The 17,440-nt window shown below is 62.3% G+C and carries 15 protein-coding genes and 2 pseudogenes; 13 read left to right on the top strand and 4 right to left on the bottom strand.

Annotated elements, in window-relative coordinates:
• Positions 1-304: 304 nt before the first annotated feature.
• A complete protein-coding gene (locus AC2FMD_RS09020) occupies positions 305-1,882 on the top strand; it encodes an oleate hydratase (RefSeq protein WP_496713638.1) in 1,578 nt (525 codons plus the stop codon).
• Between the two features lie 124 nt (positions 1,883-2,006).
• Here the strand turns inward: AC2FMD_RS09020 and AC2FMD_RS09025 are convergent.
• A pseudogene (locus tag AC2FMD_RS09025) lies at positions 2,007-2,147 on the bottom strand (IS5/IS1182 family transposase); the annotation flags it as partial.
• A 712-nt stretch (positions 2,148-2,859) separates the two neighbouring features.
• Between AC2FMD_RS09025 and AC2FMD_RS09030 the strand changes: the two are divergent.
• Positions 2,860-3,441 (top strand): annotated as a pseudogene (locus AC2FMD_RS09030) (integrase core domain-containing protein); the annotation flags it as partial.
• A gap of 140 nt (positions 3,442-3,581) precedes the next feature.
• On the opposite strand, the gene AC2FMD_RS09035 reads toward AC2FMD_RS09030, so the two are convergent.
• The 3 genes from AC2FMD_RS09035 to AC2FMD_RS09045 are packed head-to-tail and all read right to left on the bottom strand — an operon-like array spanning position 3,582 to position 5,634.
• The gene (locus tag AC2FMD_RS09035) at positions 3,582-4,379 is read right to left on the bottom strand and encodes a metal ABC transporter permease (RefSeq protein WP_496794991.1); all 798 of its coding nucleotides are present in this window, start codon (positions 4,377-4,379) and stop codon (positions 3,582-3,584) included.
• Complete coding sequence (locus AC2FMD_RS09040) at positions 4,379-5,119, bottom strand: ATP-binding cassette domain-containing protein (RefSeq protein WP_496687417.1); 741 nt, start codon at positions 5,117-5,119, stop codon at positions 4,379-4,381. Before AC2FMD_RS09040 ends, AC2FMD_RS09035 begins: the two co-directional genes overlap by 1 nt.
• Positions 5,119-5,634, bottom strand: coding sequence for a transcriptional repressor (locus AC2FMD_RS09045; protein WP_496687419.1), 516 nt, complete (start codon positions 5,632-5,634; stop codon positions 5,119-5,121). The genes AC2FMD_RS09040 and AC2FMD_RS09045 overlap by 1 nt, the downstream gene beginning before the upstream one ends.
• Positions 5,635-5,690: 56 nt before the next feature.
• On the opposite strand from AC2FMD_RS09045, the gene AC2FMD_RS09050 reads away from it, so the two are divergent.
• From AC2FMD_RS09050 to AC2FMD_RS09100, 11 genes are all read left to right on the top strand, one after another.
• On the top strand, positions 5,691-6,731 hold the full coding sequence (locus tag AC2FMD_RS09050; RefSeq protein WP_496743245.1) for a zinc ABC transporter substrate-binding protein: 1,041 nt from the start codon (positions 5,691-5,693) through the stop codon (positions 6,729-6,731).
• 136 nt (positions 6,732-6,867) lie between these two features.
• Positions 6,868-7,881, top strand: a complete 1,014-nt coding sequence (gene iolG, locus AC2FMD_RS09055) for an inositol 2-dehydrogenase (RefSeq protein ID WP_496743246.1) — start codon at positions 6,868-6,870, stop codon at positions 7,879-7,881.
• Positions 7,882-8,005: 124 nt separating this feature from the next.
• A complete protein-coding gene (locus AC2FMD_RS09060; RefSeq protein WP_496680575.1) occupies positions 8,006-8,926 on the top strand; it encodes a sugar ABC transporter substrate-binding protein in 921 nt (306 codons plus the stop codon).
• Positions 8,927-8,988: 62 nt separating this feature from the next.
• Positions 8,989-10,095 carry an ABC transporter permease gene (locus tag AC2FMD_RS09065; RefSeq protein ID WP_496680574.1) on the top strand — a complete coding sequence of 369 codons (1,107 nt, stop codon included), beginning with the start codon at positions 8,989-8,991 and terminating at the stop codon, positions 10,093-10,095.
• Position 10,096: 1 nt separating this feature from the next.
• Positions 10,097-10,918, top strand: a complete 822-nt coding sequence (locus AC2FMD_RS09070; protein ID WP_496712572.1) for an ATP-binding cassette domain-containing protein — start codon at positions 10,097-10,099, stop codon at positions 10,916-10,918.
• A gap of 158 nt (positions 10,919-11,076) precedes the next feature.
• Entirely contained in the window at positions 11,077-12,909 is a 1,833-nt protein-coding gene (iolD, locus tag AC2FMD_RS09075; RefSeq protein ID WP_496712573.1) for a 3D-(3,5/4)-trihydroxycyclohexane-1,2-dione acylhydrolase (decyclizing), read from the top strand.
• Complete coding sequence (gene iolE / locus AC2FMD_RS09080) at positions 12,906-13,805, top strand: myo-inosose-2 dehydratase (RefSeq protein ID WP_496743249.1); 900 nt, start codon at positions 12,906-12,908, stop codon at positions 13,803-13,805. The genes iolD and iolE overlap by 4 nt, the downstream gene beginning before the upstream one ends.
• Positions 13,806-13,847: 42 nt before the next feature.
• Entirely contained in the window at positions 13,848-15,029 is a 1,182-nt protein-coding gene (locus AC2FMD_RS09085) for a phytanoyl-CoA dioxygenase family protein (RefSeq protein WP_496743251.1), read from the top strand.
• Positions 15,030-15,072: 43 nt separating this feature from the next.
• A complete protein-coding gene (gene iolB / locus AC2FMD_RS09090) occupies positions 15,073-15,879 on the top strand; it encodes a 5-deoxy-glucuronate isomerase (protein ID WP_496743252.1) in 807 nt (268 codons plus the stop codon).
• Entirely contained in the window at positions 15,876-16,634 is a 759-nt protein-coding gene (locus AC2FMD_RS09095) for an SDR family NAD(P)-dependent oxidoreductase (RefSeq protein ID WP_496712578.1), read from the top strand. The genes iolB and AC2FMD_RS09095 overlap by 4 nt, the downstream gene beginning before the upstream one ends.
• Positions 16,635-16,660: 26 nt before the next feature.
• Positions 16,661-17,440, top strand: a complete 780-nt coding sequence (locus AC2FMD_RS09100; RefSeq protein WP_496680563.1) for a TIM barrel protein — start codon at positions 16,661-16,663, stop codon at positions 17,438-17,440.

A 17,440-nucleotide genomic window follows, 5' to 3' on the forward strand; every position in this document is an offset into this window, starting at 1 on the left:
GTCGCAAAATCCTTCACTGTGATGTAAAGTCTGCTCAACCTTTCTAAGGTGCACACATAACGCGTAGCGACAGAGACATTCTAAGTCTGTATCGCCCGCAGAGCAGACTTTGAGTTGAATTCAAGCAACGACTGCTTCGAACCCAAAGCGGATGCTGCATCACACGAGAAAGGGAACTAAGTTCCGGATAGGGGACTTTCGCTGCGCCTGCTCGCTTCAAGGCGCCTTGCCTTGATTTGGGACAACGCCATGCCACGGGAACTGTGCCACAAGAGCATTGTCCACAACGAAAGGGCCATACGCCATGCCTGCCGACGTACCACATGTAGAGCACCATATTGTGGGTGGCGGTATTGCCGGGTTGGCAGCGGCCGTATTCCTTGTCCGGGACGCGGGTGTCGAAGGCGAAAGAGTCCGAATTTATGAACAGCTCGACGTAACCGGGGGGTCTCTCGACGGGTCTGGTAACGCTGCGGATGGATACCTGATCCGCGGCGGTCGGATGTTCGAAGAGCATTTCGTTTGCACCTTTGACCTTCTGGACACCATTCCTTCAGTGGACGACCCCAACGTCTCCGTCACCGAGGACATCTTGGCTTTCAATGGCATGGTGACAGGATCCTCCAACTGCCGCCTTGTGCGTGACGGAAAACCGGCTGCGGATCGCTACGACCTTACGCTCGAAGCCCGTGACATCATCGATATCAACCGTCTGATCTTGCATTCGGAACGCAGCCTGGGCTCCCAGAGAATCGACGACTGGTTCAAGCCATCCTTCTTTGAAAGCAATTTCTGGCTGATGTGGTCCACCATGTTCTCGTTTCAGCCTTGGCACGCGCTAAGCGAGATGCGGCGCTACTTGCGGCGGTTCATCCACCTGTTTCCCGGCTTCACCCGGATCTCCGGGATCTTGCGCACTCGGTACAATCAGTACGACTCGCTGATTGCACCTATCGTGACCTGGTTGCAAGACAGGGGGGTTCATATCGCCATCGGCGCGCAAGTCGTCGATGTGAGGATTGAGGGTGCAAGGCGGGACCGCCGCGTCACCGCTCTGGAGTTTGCGGATGGCACTACGGCACCGATAACCGAATCTGATCGCGTCTATCTGACTCTCGGCTCCATGACTGACTCGTCTGTCATGGGTTCAAATAACCGCGCACCATCCTTGGAGGATAGAGAGGGCGGCGCCTGGTTGCTTTGGCGCAAGCTCGCGGCGCAACATGAAGGCTTTGGCCATCCCGAGGCGTTCTGCAGCGACACCGGCAAGACCGCGTGGCATTCCTTCACCGCCACCCTGGATGGTCCGGATTTCTTTGAGTTCATGGAGGATTACACCAACAATCGGACCGGAACCGGAGGACTTGTCACCTTTGCCGATTCTGCCTGGACCCTTTCCATCGTGCTCTTTCACCAGCCCCACTTTCGCGGTCAGAAACATGGCACATACACGTTCTGGGGCTATGGGCTGCGGGGTGAACGTTCCGGCGATTTCGTACACAAACCCATGTGGGAGGCCACGGGTGATGAGATCATCTCCGAGCTCTCCTGTCATCTGAGGCTGAACAATGCGCAAAAGGCATGGTTCGATGGCGCGCGCGTACTGCCCTGTCGGATGCCGTTCATTACCAGCCAGTTCATGCCGCGTCGCCCAGGAGATCGTCCCGATGTGCGCCCGATTGGCGCGCGGAACTTTGCGGTGATCGGGCAATATTGCGAGCTGCCACGGGATTGCGTTTTCACAGTGGAGTATTCTGTGCGCTCCGCGCGCGCTGCCGTGTCGAGCTTGACAGGGCGGGTGGACCCGCCGCCGGCAGTGGCACGCACTGACCTCGACCCGATGGTGCTGGCCCGAGCTGCCCGCGTGCTCTTGGGGATGTGATCGACTTGAGAAATCGCCATACAACACAACCGTTGTCTTGAGAAGAAAAGCTGCACTGCACCTGAGTGACCTCATTCTTTTCTTCTGCAGCATTGGCGGGCCACCGCGAACGGCGTGTGAAAAGCCAATCCGCCAGGTGGGCGTGGATGCTGCTCAGATCGGCAAACTGGTCAATCGACCGCAACAAATGGCCCTGAGGCACGTGATCTTCGAATGAGAACTCATAGAACAGTGATGCCTGCGCTTCCTGCCTCGGTCCCATCATCGTTCAATCCCCCATCTAACACGGAAATTGAATCAGCGACTTCGGTTCCGATCAAGGGCAAGTTTTTCAACAAAATAGACCCATCTCAGACCTTAGTGCGTGGCGCAGCATCGGTCACAAAAGGGCTCGAAACGGAACTTCTCTGCGCCTGAAATCAATGACCAGTTTGAGCCGCTATCGCGCCGATTGAGACGGAATGGATGAAGGTCCGTTTGGTCCGAAACTCGGACATTGATGCCCGGGAACTCGGTGCGGTCATCATGAACGACCGCATTTTTTGCGGCGCAGCTGAAAGCTTCAGTCGATTTTACGCCGCATCTGCGAGCGTCAGAGCTGGATCATGTCCGTAAGGGCTCAGTGCGGACCTTGAAACGGGTTTCTTGATTGTCACTTTTTAGTCCAAAACGGCCATTATTTCAAACAGACAGGGAATGCGTAGAGATGGCTTCTTAGATTAATAGTTCCGTTAACGTTCGGTATAGGCCAAATCCTCTCCCCGCAACCAAATTCCAACATATATTACAATACGCTAGCGCCGCCCTCAGCGCGGCTTTTATATGCGACATGGCGCTGAAAGCGCGTCCCTCCGCTCCTCAAAGGGTTCAATCAATTACGTCCAGCCCCGAGGCCTCTCAGCGGCGACGACGCGCCACGGGACAGAGGAAATGCTCATAGAGGGTTTCGCGACGGATCACGTTTACCCTCTTGGCAAATATCCGACCAGACGCTGGACAATCTCGTTCTGACGGAAGTTGCGAAGGGAAACTTCTGCGGCCTTCGCGTCGTCGGAAATGCATCGACCATGTGCGGCGGGAGCTTGGCGTGTCTGAGCGCCGCGCCTGTCGCACGCTCGGTCAGCACCGATCCACCCAGCGCGAAGTGCCCCAAGGCTGTGCCCATGAGCAACGTCGTCTAGCGGACGACATCATCGAGTTGGCCGATCAATACGGGCGCTATGATCCGCGTGGATCGCAAACTCAACTCCACGGACGTACTGGTTGCGGTGAAGGACCTGTTCATACTGCGCGGACCGTCCCAATATACAAGATCCGACAATGGCCCGGAACTTATCGCGCAGAAGGTGCGGAACTGGATCGCGGCGGTCCAGGCAAAGACGACCTATTTCGAGCCGGGATCACCCTGGGAAACCGGATACTGTGAAAGCTTCAACGCGCGGTTCCGGGAGGAGCTGCTGAATGGCGAGTTGTTCTACACCTTTCGGGCAGCTCAAATCCTGATCGAGCATTGGCGCACACACTACAACACCGTCAGGCCGCACAGCGCATTGGGCTAACGCCCAACCGCGCCCCAAAGCGTCGTCCCGATGGTCGCAAGGCCCACGATGAACTAACAATCAAACCGGACCACCACGAAGTGGCACGCCAAGGCAGTCGGATCGGCCCCAAACGAAAAGACCCGTTGGGACTCGGGATCCTAGCGGCGGCCCTGAACGTTCGGTGCGAACAAGCTCAGGCAAGCAAAAACGAGGGCTGCCACACAGACGATCGTCGGGCCTGCCGGCGTGTCCGCCATATAGGCGGCACGAAGTCCGGCAACTGCTGACGCCCCACCAATGGCCGCTGCGGTCAAGGCCATGGCTTCGGGCGATCGCGCAAGGTTGCGGGCGGCAGCGGCCGGAACGATCAACATCGCTGCGATCAACAGCACGCCAACGACCTTGATGGCAACCGCCACCGTCACGGCCAGAGCAATCGTCAGAATCAGTTGTTCCTTCCTTGGGTCGAATCCGCTGGCATAGGCCAGATCCTCGTTCAATGTCGCCGTCAGCAACCGCGACCAGCGCCAGCCGATCAGCGCGACGACAAGAGCGGCCCCGCCCCAGATCACGGCCAGATCCGCGGGCGACACTGCCAGGATGTCGCCGAAGAGATACGCCATGAGGTCGATTCGTACGCCGGACAGGAAGGACACCGCCACCAACCCGAAAGCCAGCGCCGAGTGAGCCATGACGCCCAGCAACGTATCCATCGCGTAGCCGCGCCGTGACAGCATGGTGACCGTCAGGGCCATCAGCAGAGCAACGACCAGGGCGCCGGTGAAGACCGACATCTGAAATGCCAATGAAAGCGCCACGCCCAGAATCGCGGCATGGGCGGTCGCATCCCCAAAATAGGCCATACGGCGCCAGACGACGAAACATCCCAAAGGGGCCGCGGCAAAGGCGACGCCTACCCCCGCGAGCGTGGCGCGCATCATGAAATCATCGAGCATCATTCAGCAGCTTCTCGCGTGGTGTCGCATTGGTCATGGGCGTGGTCATGGTCGTGGCGGTACAAGGCCAGCGCGCCGCCGGTGCCCGTTCCGAACAGTGCCCGGTATTCCGGTGCCGAGGCCACCACCGCCGGAGAGCCCGCGCAGCACACGTGCCCATTGAGACAGATGACCCGGTCCGAGGCGCTCATGACCACGTGCAACTCGTGACTGACCATCAAAATGGCGCAGCCGGTTTCCCTACGAACCTCCTCGATCTGACGATAGAAGGCGGCCGAGCCGGGTTGGTCCAGGCCCTGGGTCGCTTCGTCAAGCAAAAGGAGATCGGGCTGGTCGATTAGCGCGCGCGCCAGCAGAACCCTCTGAAACTGCCCGCCGGACAGCTGCGACATCTGGCGCTTCATCAGGTCGGGCGCACCGGCGCGGTTCAGGGCCGCGACGCAGTCTTTGTGCGTCACCGGGTGGGTCAGGCGCATGAACCGTTCGACCGAGATCGGCAGTGTCGGGTCGATATGCAGCTTTTGTGGCACATAGCCAAGCTTGAGGCCGGGCTTGCGGATTACCCGGCCGGAGCTTGGTTTCTCCGCGCCGATAACGGCCCGCAACAGGCTGGTCTTGCCCGACCCGTTGGGGCCGACGATAGTGACGATCTCGCCCGGTTCGATCACCATGTCCACGTCGCGCAGAACGGTGTTGGCGCCGTAGCGCAGGCTGAGGTGTTCAACGGTTACGAGGGGCATTATTGGGCCTTTTCGGTGCAATCCGGGCACAAGCCTTCGGCTTCCACCACGGTGCGTTCGATTTCGAACCCTGCCGCGCGGGCGGCGGCGCCCAAACCTCCCTTTGCCGTTGCCGCCTGTGCCTCGGCGACCGCATCGCATTTTCGACAGATCATGAAGGCCGGCGAATGGGTGGCCCCGGGATGCGAGCAGGCGACAAACGCGTTGAGGCGTTCGATCTTGTGGGCGAACTCGTTTTTGACAAGGAATTCCAACGCCCGATATGCCACAGGTGGCTGAGAACCGAATCCCGCTTCGCGCAGGCGATCCAGAATGGAATAGGCGCCCATCGCGCGATGTTCCTGCAACAACATCTCGAGCACCTTGCGCCGGACCGGGGTCAGGCGCAGCCCACGTTCCTTGCACCGTGCTTCGGCCGCGGCTAGGGCCGTTTCAACGCAACTGTCATGGTCATGTGCGCGAAAGCCGACCGGGGCCGTGTGGTCGGACGGCAGGGATTGCGGATCACTTGTCATGTTATTTCATATCATGTATGTCGCTCGCTATGTTATAAAATCACACAGAGAGTCCGATGTCCAGAACGCTTGTCTTGAAAACGATCGCCGCGGTCTTGCTCGGGGGCGCGGCCATGGCAGATGTGCCCCGCGTGGCTGTCGATATTGCGCCGGTCCATTCGCTGGTGGTGCGGGTCATGGCCGGGGTGGGCAGCCCTGACCTGATCGTGCCGCCCACCGCTTCGCCCCATGAATACAATCTGCGTCCGTCCGAAGCCGCCGCGCTGCAAGAGGCCGATCTGGTGTTCTGGATGGGAAAAGATCTGACCCCCTGGTTGGAAGGTGCGATCGATTCGCTGGCGGGCGGGGCGACCGTGACCACCCTGCTGGAGTCCGATAGCACGCATCTTTTGGACATCCGCGAAGGGGCTTTGTTCGAAGCACACGACCATGATGGTCATGCCGATCACGATGATCATGCTGACCATGAAGGGCACGACCATGCGGATCACGACAATCATGAGCACGACGACCATGATGCCCATGGCCACGAGGACGAGCATGACGATGACCACGCGGACCAACATCGTCATGCACATGGCGCGCATGATCCGCACGCCTGGCTGTCGCCGCAAAACGCCCAAAACTGGCTGACCTTGATCGCAGCACAGCTTTCGGCGGCCGATCCCGAGAATGCAGGCACCTACTACGCCAACGCCGCAGCTGCGCAAGAGGATCTGTCGGCTCTGACCGATGAACTGACCACCATGCTTGCGCCGGTCCGGGGCGGGCGGTTCGTCGTGTTCCACGATGCCTATCAGTATTTCGAGTACGCGTTCGATTTCCCGGCCTCCGGTGCGATCTCGATCAGCGACGCGACCGACCCGTCGCCGGCGCGACTTGCGGAAATCCGGGCGCGCATTCGTGACGAAGGCGTCGATTGCGTGTTGACCGAGCCGCAATTCAACCCAGGTCTCGTCGCAACCGTTTTGGAGGGGTCAACGGCCGAGACTGCTGTCATAGACCCGCTGGGGGCGAATCTTGAGCCGGGCGCGGATCTGTATCCGCAGACGATCCGCTACATGGCGCAGACTTTGGCCGACTGTCTGTCGCGGTAGGCTGTATTGCAACAGCGCGCCTGGCGCTTGTCCGGTTGCCGCCGTGACTTGTGGCACGCCACCCCGAAGAAAAGGCTTGCAACCGGTTGCAAAAAATAACATGGTCCCCTCAGATTTCTAATCTGGGGGGATCGAAATGCTCAGGGTCGGATTGCTTGGGGCGGGTCGTATCGGGCAGGTTCATGCGCGGACCATCTCGCAGCACCCGAACAGTGTCCTGTCCGCGGTTTCGGATGCAATCGAGGACAACGCCCGAACATTGGCCGCGGCCCATCGTGCCGAAATGCGCCGTTCGGACGACATCATCGCGGACCCGCAGATCGACGCGGTCCTGATCGCGACGCCGACCGATACCCATTCGGGCCTGATCGAGGCCGCAACCGCTGCGGGAAAGGCGGTGCTGTGCGAGAAGCCGGTGGACCTTGACCTGGCCCGCGCCATGGCCTGTCAGCGCGTCGCCGCGCAGAACGGGCAACCCGTCATGATCGGGTTCAACCGCCGGTTCGACCCGAATTTCGCGACTCTAAAGGCCGCGCTGCAGGACGGCGAGATCGGTGCGCCCGAACTGCTGGCCGTGACCTCGTTCGATCCGGCGCCGCCGCCGGTCGGCTACATCAAAGTGTCTGGCGGGCTGTTCCGGGACATGATGATCCACGATTTCGACCTGTCCAACTACATGATGGGTGCGTTGCCCGACACCATCTCGGCGGTCGGAACCTCGGTCGTCGACCCGGAAATCGCCGCAGCCGGTGATGTCGATACCGCTGTCGTCACCATGACCTATGCGGATGGGCGGATCGCGGTCATCAAGAATTCGCGCCGCGCGGTCTATGGGTATGACCAGCGCGTTGAAATTCTGGGCTCGGGCGGATTGCTGCAGGCGCAGAACGTTCTGGAACACACGGTCGTCAAATCAACCGCCGCTGGCGTCCTCAGTGCCAAACCGACCTATTTCTTTCTCGAACGCTACATGGCGGCGTATCGCGCCGAATGGGATGCGTTCGTGACGGCGATTACCACCGGAAGCCAGGTGCCGGTCACCCTGGAAGACGGGGTCGCCGCGCTGGCGATGGCCGAGGCCGCGACCCGCTCGGCGCGGACCGGCGCGCCGGTCCGATTGGAGGAATTTTTGAAACCGGTTGCAAAATGACGCCAGATGCGGAAACTGAAATGGTCTCGTAGCGCTACGGGACGGCAGAGATTCGGCCTCGGTCGAATGAAAGGGTCCTGAGACCCGGACAAGGAAATGATCTGTCCTAGTGGGAGGAAACGTAATGAACAAATTTTTCAAAGGGGCGCTCGCCGCCGGCGCGTTGGCGCTGGCCACTCCGGCCTTTGCGCAGGATATCGTGGTCGTGTCGCACGGCCAGGCGAATGACGCGTTCTGGAACGTGGTCAAGAACGGCGTCGAGCAGGCCGGCAAGGACATGGGCGTGAACGTCGAATACCGCGCGCCCGAAACTTTCGACATGGTCGCCATGTCGCAGCTGATCGACGCCGCCGTGAACCAGGAACCCGACGGGCTGATCGTTTCGATCCCGGATGCCGACGCGCTTGGCCCCTCGATCGAACGCGCGGTTGCCGCGGGCATCCCGGTGATCTCGATGAACTCGGGCTCGGACGTGTCCAAGGAGCTGGGCGCGGCGCTGCATGTCGGCCAGGATGAGTTCGACGCCGGTAAGGCCGCCGGTGAGAAGCTGGCCGAAATGGGCGGCAAGAATGCGATCTGTGTGAACCACGAAGTCGGCAACGTCGCGCTGGACCTGCGCTGCGCCGGTTTCACCGAGGGCTTTGGTGGCAACGTGACCGTTCTGCCCACGTCGAACGACCCGTCCGAGATCGAGTCGAAAGTGTCGGCGGCTCTGGCTGCGGATGAAAGCGTCGATACCGTGATGGCGCTGGGCGCAAGCTCGGCCGGTGAGCCCGCCGTGGCCGCCGTCAAAGGGTCGGGGCGCGACGTGAACGTGGCCTCGTTCGACCTGTCGGCCAACTTCCTGCAATCGATCGTCGACGGTGACGCGGCCTTTGCGGTGGACCAGCAGCAGTATCTGCAGGGTTATCTGCCGGTCGTATTCATGGCGCTGAACGCCAAGTACGGCCTGATGCCGGGCGGCAACGTGCCCTCGGGTCCGAACCTGATCACCGCCGACAAGGCCGGTCAGGTGGTCGAGCTGTCCGCTCAGGGCATCCGCTGATACAGGCGGGCTGAAAATCGGGGCGGCGTTAGGGCGCCGCCCCTGCCAAACGGGAGGAAACCATGACCGAGTCTGCACAAGTGGCGGTGGACGAACGGATCAAAAAGGAACCGTTCCTGACCAAGCTGATGAAGCGGCCCGAACTGGGGGCCATTGCAGGGGCGATCCTTGTCTTCATCTTCTTCGCCATCACGGCCGATGAATCGATGTTCACGCTTGCCGGCATCATGAACTTCATGACCCCGGCCGCCCAACTGGGTATTCTGGCCATCGGCGCGGCGCTGCTGATGATCGGGGGCGAGTTTGACCTGTCGATCGGCTCCATGGTGGCCTTTGCCGGCCTGTTCTTCGGGGTCTGCGTGGTGACCTGGCAACTGCCGCTGGCGGCCGCGATCCCGATGACGTTTGCCTTTGCGGCCTTTGTCGGGGCAGTCAACGGCACCATCGTCATCCGCTCGGGCCTGCCATCCTTCATCGTGACGCTGGCGTTTCTGTTCATTCTGCGTGGCCTGTCCCTGGTGGGGCTCAAAGCCGCCACTGGCGGGTCGACCCAGCTGCGCGGAGTGCGCGACCAGGTCGAAAATGACTGGCTCGCGCCGTTCTTTTCCGGCGAAGCCTTCGGCAGCCTGTTCACCTGGCTGGCCGAAAAGGGCTTGATCGACACTTTCAAAAGCGGCGCGCCCAAAGTGCCGGGTGTCCCGGTTGAAATCCTGTGGTTCGTGGCCTTCGCCATCGCCGCCACCTATGTTCTGCTGCGCACTCCGGCCGGCAACTGGATCTTCGCCTCGGGCGGCGATCGGGTTGCCGCGTCGAACTCGGGCGTACCGGTGAACCGGGTCAAGATATCCCTGTTCATGTTGACCGCCTGCTGCGCCGCGCTGGTGGCGATCATCACCGTGATCGACGCCGGCTCGACCGACGCGCGGCGCGGCTTCCAGAAGGAGTTCGAGGCGATCATCGCCGCGGTGATCGGCGGCTGTCTGCTGACCGGCGGGTATGGCTCGGCCATCGGAGCGTTCTTCGGGGCGATCATCTTCGGCATGGTGGTCATCGGCCTGACCTATACCGATTTCGATCAGGACTGGTTCCAGGTGTTCCTGGGGGCGATGCTGCTGATCGCCGTTCTGTTCAACAACGCGATCCGCAAACGCGTAACCGGGGAGCGCTGACATGACCGAAGATACCAAGTTCCATCACGGCGACGCGGTCAGGGATGTGGCCCCGATCGTCGAAATGAAGGACATCGAAAAGCATTTCGGCAATATCATCGCGTTGGCGGGCGTCAGCTTCGACGTCAAACCGGGTGAATGCCACTGCCTGCTGGGTGACAACGGGGCGGGCAAATCGACCTTCATCAAGACGATGTCGGGCGTGCACAAACCCACCAAGGGCGAGATCTATTTCGAAGGTCAGCCGATGTCCTTCGACACGCCTCGCGACGCGATGGAGGCGGGCATCGCCACCGTGTTCCAGGACCTGGCGATGATCCCGCTGATGAGCGTCACGCGCAATTTCTTCATGGGGCGCGAGCCGACCAAGGGGAAAGGCCTGTTGAAACGGTTCGACATCGAGCACGCCAACGAGGTCTGCATGGAAGAGATGCGCAAGATGGGCATCAACCTGCGTGGCCCCGATCAGGCGGTAGGCACCCTGTCGGGGGGCGAGCGCCAGACCGTGGCGATCGCCCGAGCGGTCTATTTCGGCGCCAAGATCCTGATCCTGGACGAACCGACCTCGGCGCTGGGCGTGCGGCAGACCTCGAACGTGCTGGCCACCATCGACAAGGTGCGCAGCCAGGGTATCGGCGTGGTCTTCATCAGCCACAATGTCCGGCACGCGCTGGCCGTGGGCGACCGGTTCACGGTTCTGAACCGCGGCAAGACGCTGGGCACCGCCCGGCGCGGCGAGATCTCGCCCGAAGAGCTGCAGGACATGATGGCCGGCGGGCAGGAGATGGCCGAGTTGGAAGGGTCGCTGGGCGGCACCGTCTGAAGGATTCTCCCCGGTGTCCCGCATCATGGGGGGCGCCAGTATCACCAGGGTCCGGCAGGCCGGGCCACCCGGTCTGGGTGGTGGGCGTGTCGGATCCTTTCACGACAGAATGATTGCAACTGATTGCCCACGGCGGCCTCGTTCTGAAAGGGATCATGATGAGCAAGACAATCCGACTGACCGCGGCGCAGGCCCTGGTGCGTTACCTCGGCGCGCAGATGAACGAAGACGGCGAGCCCTTCATCGCCGGTGTCTGGGCGATTTTCGGCCATGGCAACGTGGCCGGTCTGGGCGAAGCGCTCTACGGCGTGCGCGACAGCCTGCCCACCTATCGCGGTCACAATGAACAGACCATGGCCCATTGCGCGATCGCCTATGCCAAGCAGATGCGGCGCAGCCGGGCCATGGCGGTCACCTCGTCGATCGGGCCGGGGGCGACCAACATGGTCACGGCCGCCGCGCTGGCTCATGTGAACCGCCTGCCGGTGCTGCTGTTGCCGGGCGATGTGTTCGCCAGCCGTGGCCCTGACCCCGTTCTGCAACAGATCGAGGATTTCACCGACGGCACCGTTAGCGCCAATGACTGTTTCCGCCCGGTCAGCCGCTATTTCGACCGGATCACCCGGCCCGAACATCTGCTGACTGTCCTGCCGCGCGCCTTCCGCACCATGACCGACCCGGCCGATTGCGGGCCGGTGACCCTGGGCTTTTGCCAGGACGTGCAGGCCGAGGCTTATGACTATCCGCTCAGCTTCTTCGAGCCGCGCATCTGGCACCAGCGCCGCATCCGCCCCGACGAAAGCGAGCTGGCCCGCGCGGCCGAGGCCATCCGGTCGGCCAAACGCCCGATCATCGTGGCCGGCGGCGGTGTCCATTACTCCGGCGCGATCGATGCGCTGCAGGCCTTTGCCGAGACCCACAACATCCCCGTGGCCGAGACGCAGGCCGGCAAATCGGCCCTGGCCTGGGATCACCCGCTGAACCTGGGCCCGGTCGGCGTGACCGGGGGCGAACCCGCCAACACCGTGTGCGCCGAGGCGGATCTGATCCTGGGTATCGGCACGCGGTTTCAGGACTTCACCACCGGGTCCTGGGGGTTATTTTCCAACCCCGAGCGCAAGATGGTCTGCCTGAACACCGCCGCCTATGACGCCGCGAAACACGGCGCGATGCCGCTGCTGGCCGATGCGCGGGTCGGGATCGAGGAATTGGGTGCGGCCCTGCAGGGCTATCGCCCCCAGCCGGTTCCCGACACGCTCAAGGCCGAGTGGTTTGCCAAGGTCGATGCGCTGACGGATGCGCCGGGCGACGCCAACGCGCTGCCCACCGACATGCAGGTGGTAGGCGCGGTACAGCGCGCGGCGCATGACGACACGGTGGTGATGTGCGCCGCCGGCACCATGCCGGGCGAGCTGCACAAGCTGTGGAAGGCGCCGCGTCCGGGGGCCTATCACATGGAATACGGCTTCAGCTGCATGGGCTACGAGATCGCCGGCGCCATGGGCATCAAGATGGCCCAGCCCGACCGGGACGTGATCTGTTTCACCGGGGACGGCACCTACATGATGGCCAACTCGGAACTGGCGACGGCAGCGATGATGGGCGTGTCCTTCACCGTGGTGATCACCGACAACCGGGGCTTTGGCTGCATCAACCGGCTGCAGATGGGCACCGGCGGGGCCGAGTTCAACAACCTGCTGGACCATGCGGTGCACGAGACGCCCTCGGCCATCGACTTTGCGGCCCACGCGGCGGCGATGGGGGCGACCTCGGTCAAGGTCGGCTCGATCGCCGAGCTGGAAGAGGCGCTGGCCAAACGCGGCGACGTAAAAGGCCCCTATGTGATCGTCATCGACACCGACCCGTACCCCTCGACCGAATATGGCGGTACGTGGTGGGAGGTGGCGGTGCCCGAGGTCAGCACCCGCCCCGAAGTGAATGAAAAACGCGCAGCCTACGAGGCTGCTATCAAGGAAAGAAACACCAAATGAGCGTGAAGATCGGCATCTCTCCGATTGCGTGGCAAAATGACGACCTGCCCGACCTGACGGCGGCGTTCACGATGGAACAGGCCCTGAAAGAGGCGCGTCAGATCGGCTATACCGGGGTCGAGCGCGGGCAGCGTATGCCCGCCGACACAAAGGGGCTGCGCGCCTATCTGGAAGGCAACGACATTGCCCTGTGCGGTGGCTGGTGTTCGGGCAATTCGCTGGTCAACGATTTCGCCGCTGAACGCGACGCCGTGCGCGCGCAGGTCGAACAGTTCGTGGCGCTGAGCAGCCCCTGCATCGTCTATGCCGAATGCTCGAACACGGTTCAGGGCCAGATCGGCACCCCGGTCAATGACCGCCCGCAGCTTTCGAAGGACGAGATCAGAGCCTATGGCGCCAAGATCACCGAACTGGCCAAGTGGATGGCCGATCAGGGCATGCCGATGGCCTATCACCACCACATGGGCACGATCATAGAAAGCGAAGATGACGTGAACTGGCTGATGGACGGATCCGGGCCGGAGGTGAAACTGTGCTTTGACACCGGGCATCTGCTGTTCGGCGGCGGTGATGTGCTGGCCACGCTGAACCGCTGGGGCGACCGGGTGCATCATGTGCATTTCAAGGACATCCGCCCCGGCATCGTGCGCGACACCCGCGGCAACCGGCGCAGTTTCCTGGATGCGGTGATCGCGGGGGCCTTCACGGTTCCCGGCGATGGCTGCATCGACTTTCAGGAGGTCGCCCATGCGTTGAAAGCCATGGATTACGAAGGCTGGATCGTGGTCGAGGCCGAGCAGGACCCGGCCAAGGCCCCGCCCTATGAATACTCGAAGATGGGCTATGACCACATCGTCGAGGTCTGCGGTCAGGCCGGCTTGACGATCACGGCCTGATCTTTCGCCCCCCGGGGCGCCGCCATGGGAAAGGAGCGTTTCATGGTCCGTCAGCAACCTGGTTTCGTCGGCTATTTCGGTCGTGAGTCCTGTGATCTGGACGAATTCAAGGCGCTGACCTCGCAGAGTCTGCGGCCCGAGCAGGTACCCCACGCGGCCGCGGTGGAAAAGAACGTGCCGGTCTATGACATGCACGCGCTGCGGCCCGCCTTGGAAACACCCGAAGCCCGGCGCGCCCTGCTGGCGGAATGGGGCTGGGTTTTGGGCCGATCTGCCGGGGTGATCGCGTTGAAAGGCGCCTATGCCGATACCACGGTCATCGACCGGGCAACCGAGGTGTTTCGCCGGATCATCGAAGATGAGCGTCAGGCCGGTGGCGGCGAAGGCGATCACTTTGCGGCCTCGGGCGCGAATGACAGGGTGTGGAACGCGCTGCAAAAGCAGTGCCTGCGCGACCCCGAGGGCTTTGCGCTCTATTTCGGCAACACGGCGATTGCCGCCGCCTGCGAGGCTTGGCTGGGTCCCGATTACCAGATGACCGCGCAGATAAACCAGGTGCGGCCGGGTGGAAAGGCGCAGCAGGCGCATCGCGATTATCACCTGGGGTTCCAGACCGCCGACAAGGCAGCGCAGTTCCCGTCGCATGCCCATATGGTCACCGCCGCGCTGACCCTGCAGGGCGCGGTTGCCCATTGCGACATGCCCATCGAAAGTGGCCCGACCAAACTGTTGCCGTTCTCGCAGCTTTATGGCCCCGGCTATGTCGCATTCCACGACGACGCGCATCGGGCGCATTTCGAACAGGCCTGCATCCAGTTGCCGCTGGCCAAGGGCGATGCGGTGTTCTTCAACCCGGCGCTGTTCCATGCCGCCGGCGAAAACAGCAGCGCCGACATCCACCGGATGGCCAACCTGTTGCAGGTTTCGTCGGCCTTCGGGCGCGCGATGGAAGCTGTGGATCGCAAGGCGATGTGTCTGGCCGTATTCCCCGCGCTGGTGGCATTGAAACAGCGCGGCGATCTGGATGATGCCCGCATCGGCGCCGCAATCGCGGCCACGGCCGAAGGCTATCCCTTTCCGACCAATCTGGATACCGATCCGCCGATAGGTGGGAACGCTCCGCCCAGCCAGGCGGACATCCTGCGCCGGGCGGTGTCGGAAAGCTGGACGCAGGCGCAGTTGGAACAGGCGCTGGACGCGCTGCGGTTGCGGCAGGCGGCATGAGGGAACCCGGGCGGCCGGTGCTGCCCCAACACAGGTGAAACCGATGGCAGAACTTCTGAGAAAACCGTTCGGAACCCATGGTAAGGTGCATGACATCACGCCCGCCAGCGCCGGCTGGCGCTATGTGGGCTTTGGTCTTTTTCACCTGTGGGCGGGCGACCGCGCCGCCGAGGTCACCGGCGACCGCGAGGTCATTCTGGTGATGGTCGAGGGCAAGGCCCGGATCACCGGCGCCGGGCAGGATTGGGGCGTGTTGGGCGACCGGATGAACGTGTTCGAAAAATCTCCGCCCCATTGCCTGTACCTGCCCAACGGCACCGAGTGGGAGGCCACGGCCGAAACCGATTGCGTGATCGCCGTGTGCTCGGCCCCGGGCAAGGGCGGCCATGCCCCGCGCCGGATCGGGCCCGAGGGCATCACCCTGACTGAGCGCGGCAAGGGAACGAACACGCGCCACATCAACAACATCGCGATGGAGGCCGAAGATTATGCCGACAGCCTTCTGGTGACCGAGGTCTTTACCCCCAGCGGCCATTGGTCATCTTACCCCAGCCACCGGCATGACGAGGATGACTATCCCCGCATCACCTATCTGGAAGAGACCTACTACCACCGCCTGAACCCGGCCAGCGGCTTTGGCATCCAGCGCGTCTATACCGATGACGGTCAGTTGGACGAAACCATGGCCGTGTCCGATGGCGATGTGGTACTGGTGCCGCGCGGGCACCACCCCTGCGGGGCGCCCTATGGGTTCGAGATGTATTACCTGAACGTCATGGCCGGGCCGCTGCGCAAATGGCGTTTCGTTCCGGCGCCCGAAGTCGAATGGATCATGGAGCGCGACAAATGACCAAGGCCTTTGCCATCTATCCCAGCCTGAAGGGGCGCACGGTGTTCGTGACCGGCGGAGCCTCGGGCATCGGGCGCGAGATCGTGCGCGGATTTGCCGAACAGGGGGCCAAGGTCGGCTTTGTTGACATCAACGCCGAGGGCGGCAATGCGCTGCTGGCCGAACTGGACGGAACCCACGCCTTTGCCGCCTGCGACCTGCGCGACATCGCGGCGCTGCGGTCCGCTTTTGACGAGCTGGCGGGCGCGCTGGGCGCGGCGGACGTTCTGGTCAACAACGCCGCGCATGACGACCGGCACGACTGGCGCGAGGTAACGTCGGACTATTGGGACGAGCGCATGGCGACCAACCTCCGCCATATGTTCTTTGCCATCCAGTCCGTGGCGCCCGGCATGATCGACAAGGGCGCGGGGTCGATCATCAATATCGGCTCGAACTCGTGGTGGGAGGCCGGCGCGGGCTTTCCCGCCTATGCCACCGCAAAATCCGCTGTGCACGGCCTGACCCGCACCATGGCGCGGGAACTGGGCGATCACCGGATCCGGGTCAACACGGTCGTGCCCGGCTGGATCATGACCCAGCGCCAGAAAGACTTGTGGGTCACCCCCGAAGCGCTGGCCAAACAGATTGACCGCCAATGCCTGCCCGACCCGATCGACCCGGTCTATGTGGCGCGGATGGTGCTGTTTTTGGCCTCGGACGACGCGGCCATGTGCAGTGCCGGGAACTTCATGGTCGAGGGCGGCTCGATCTGAGTACTTTCATGCCGAAAGCGAAATCAATGCCTCAACCGTTTCAACTTGCGGCCTGTGCCGAGATGCTGTGGCTGGACAGGCCGATGGAATGGCGCGCCGCCCGGCTGGCCGAGTTGGGGTTCGGCGTCGGGCTGTGGAACTGGCCGGATCTCGATATTGACAAGCTGATCGCAACCGGCGCCAGTTTCACCATCATGAACGGCTATCTTCGGGGGCGGCTGGCTGATGATGACGGGGCCGATATGCTGCTGGCTTCGGCCGCCGAAACAATTCAGGTCGGCAAGCGACTTGGCGTTGCACGTCTGAACCTGCATGGCACCGGTCTGGGCGATGGCGGAATCCCGATCTGGCAGCATGACGTGGTCACAGGGTCGATGTGGCTCAAGGCTCGGGACACCCTGAACCGCATCTGCGATCTGGCCGAGGCCAACGATGTGGTGTTCACGCTTGAAAACCTGAATCTGCTAGACCATCCCGGCTGTCCGTTTGGGTCAACGGCGGACGTGCTTTCCTTGGTTTCTTCGGTTGATCGTCCGCAGTTGCGGATCAATCTCGACCTTTACCATACCCAGATCGGCGAGGGGGACCTGATCCGCTGGTGTGAAAAATGCCTGCCCTGGATCGGAGAGGTGCAGGTGGCCGACAATCCCGGCCGCTGCGAGCCCGGGACCGGCGAGATCAATTATGCCACAGTGGCGCGTGCATTGAACGACCTAGGCTATCGTGGCCCTGTCGGGATGGAAGCCTTTGCCTCAGGCGATCCGGAAGACGCGCTGGACGCCTTCCGGTCGGCATTCACGCTCTGA

Source organism: Ruegeria sp. BHSC276 (genome assembly GCF_059612945.1).

What these genes read in the sequence shown, in the direction of transcription:
- AC2FMD_RS09020 (WP_496713638.1), top strand. Translation starts at nt 305, where the DNA reads ATGCCTGCCGACGTACCACATGTAGAGCACCATATTGTGGGTGGCGGT.
- AC2FMD_RS09035 (WP_496794991.1), bottom strand. Translation starts at nt 4,379, where the DNA reads ATGCTCGATGATTTCATGATGCGCGCCACGCTCGCGGGGGTAGGCGTC.
- AC2FMD_RS09040 (WP_496687417.1), bottom strand. Translation starts at nt 5,119, where the DNA reads ATGCCCCTCGTAACCGTTGAACACCTCAGCCTGCGCTACGGCGCCAAC.
- AC2FMD_RS09045 (WP_496687419.1), bottom strand. Translation starts at nt 5,634, where the DNA reads ATGACAAGTGATCCGCAATCCCTGCCGTCCGACCACACGGCCCCGGTC.
- AC2FMD_RS09050 (WP_496743245.1), top strand. Translation starts at nt 5,691, where the DNA reads ATGTCCAGAACGCTTGTCTTGAAAACGATCGCCGCGGTCTTGCTCGGG.
- iolG (WP_496743246.1), top strand. Translation starts at nt 6,868, where the DNA reads ATGCTCAGGGTCGGATTGCTTGGGGCGGGTCGTATCGGGCAGGTTCAT.
- AC2FMD_RS09060 (WP_496680575.1), top strand. Translation starts at nt 8,006, where the DNA reads ATGAACAAATTTTTCAAAGGGGCGCTCGCCGCCGGCGCGTTGGCGCTG.
- AC2FMD_RS09065 (WP_496680574.1), top strand. Translation starts at nt 8,989, where the DNA reads ATGACCGAGTCTGCACAAGTGGCGGTGGACGAACGGATCAAAAAGGAA.
- AC2FMD_RS09070 (WP_496712572.1), top strand. Translation starts at nt 10,097, where the DNA reads ATGACCGAAGATACCAAGTTCCATCACGGCGACGCGGTCAGGGATGTG.
- iolD (WP_496712573.1), top strand. Translation starts at nt 11,077, where the DNA reads ATGAGCAAGACAATCCGACTGACCGCGGCGCAGGCCCTGGTGCGTTAC.
- iolE (WP_496743249.1), top strand. Translation starts at nt 12,906, where the DNA reads ATGAGCGTGAAGATCGGCATCTCTCCGATTGCGTGGCAAAATGACGAC.
- AC2FMD_RS09085 (WP_496743251.1), top strand. Translation starts at nt 13,848, where the DNA reads ATGGTCCGTCAGCAACCTGGTTTCGTCGGCTATTTCGGTCGTGAGTCC.
- iolB (WP_496743252.1), top strand. Translation starts at nt 15,073, where the DNA reads ATGGCAGAACTTCTGAGAAAACCGTTCGGAACCCATGGTAAGGTGCAT.
- AC2FMD_RS09095 (WP_496712578.1), top strand. Translation starts at nt 15,876, where the DNA reads ATGACCAAGGCCTTTGCCATCTATCCCAGCCTGAAGGGGCGCACGGTG.
- AC2FMD_RS09100 (WP_496680563.1), top strand. Translation starts at nt 16,661, where the DNA reads ATGCCTCAACCGTTTCAACTTGCGGCCTGTGCCGAGATGCTGTGGCTG.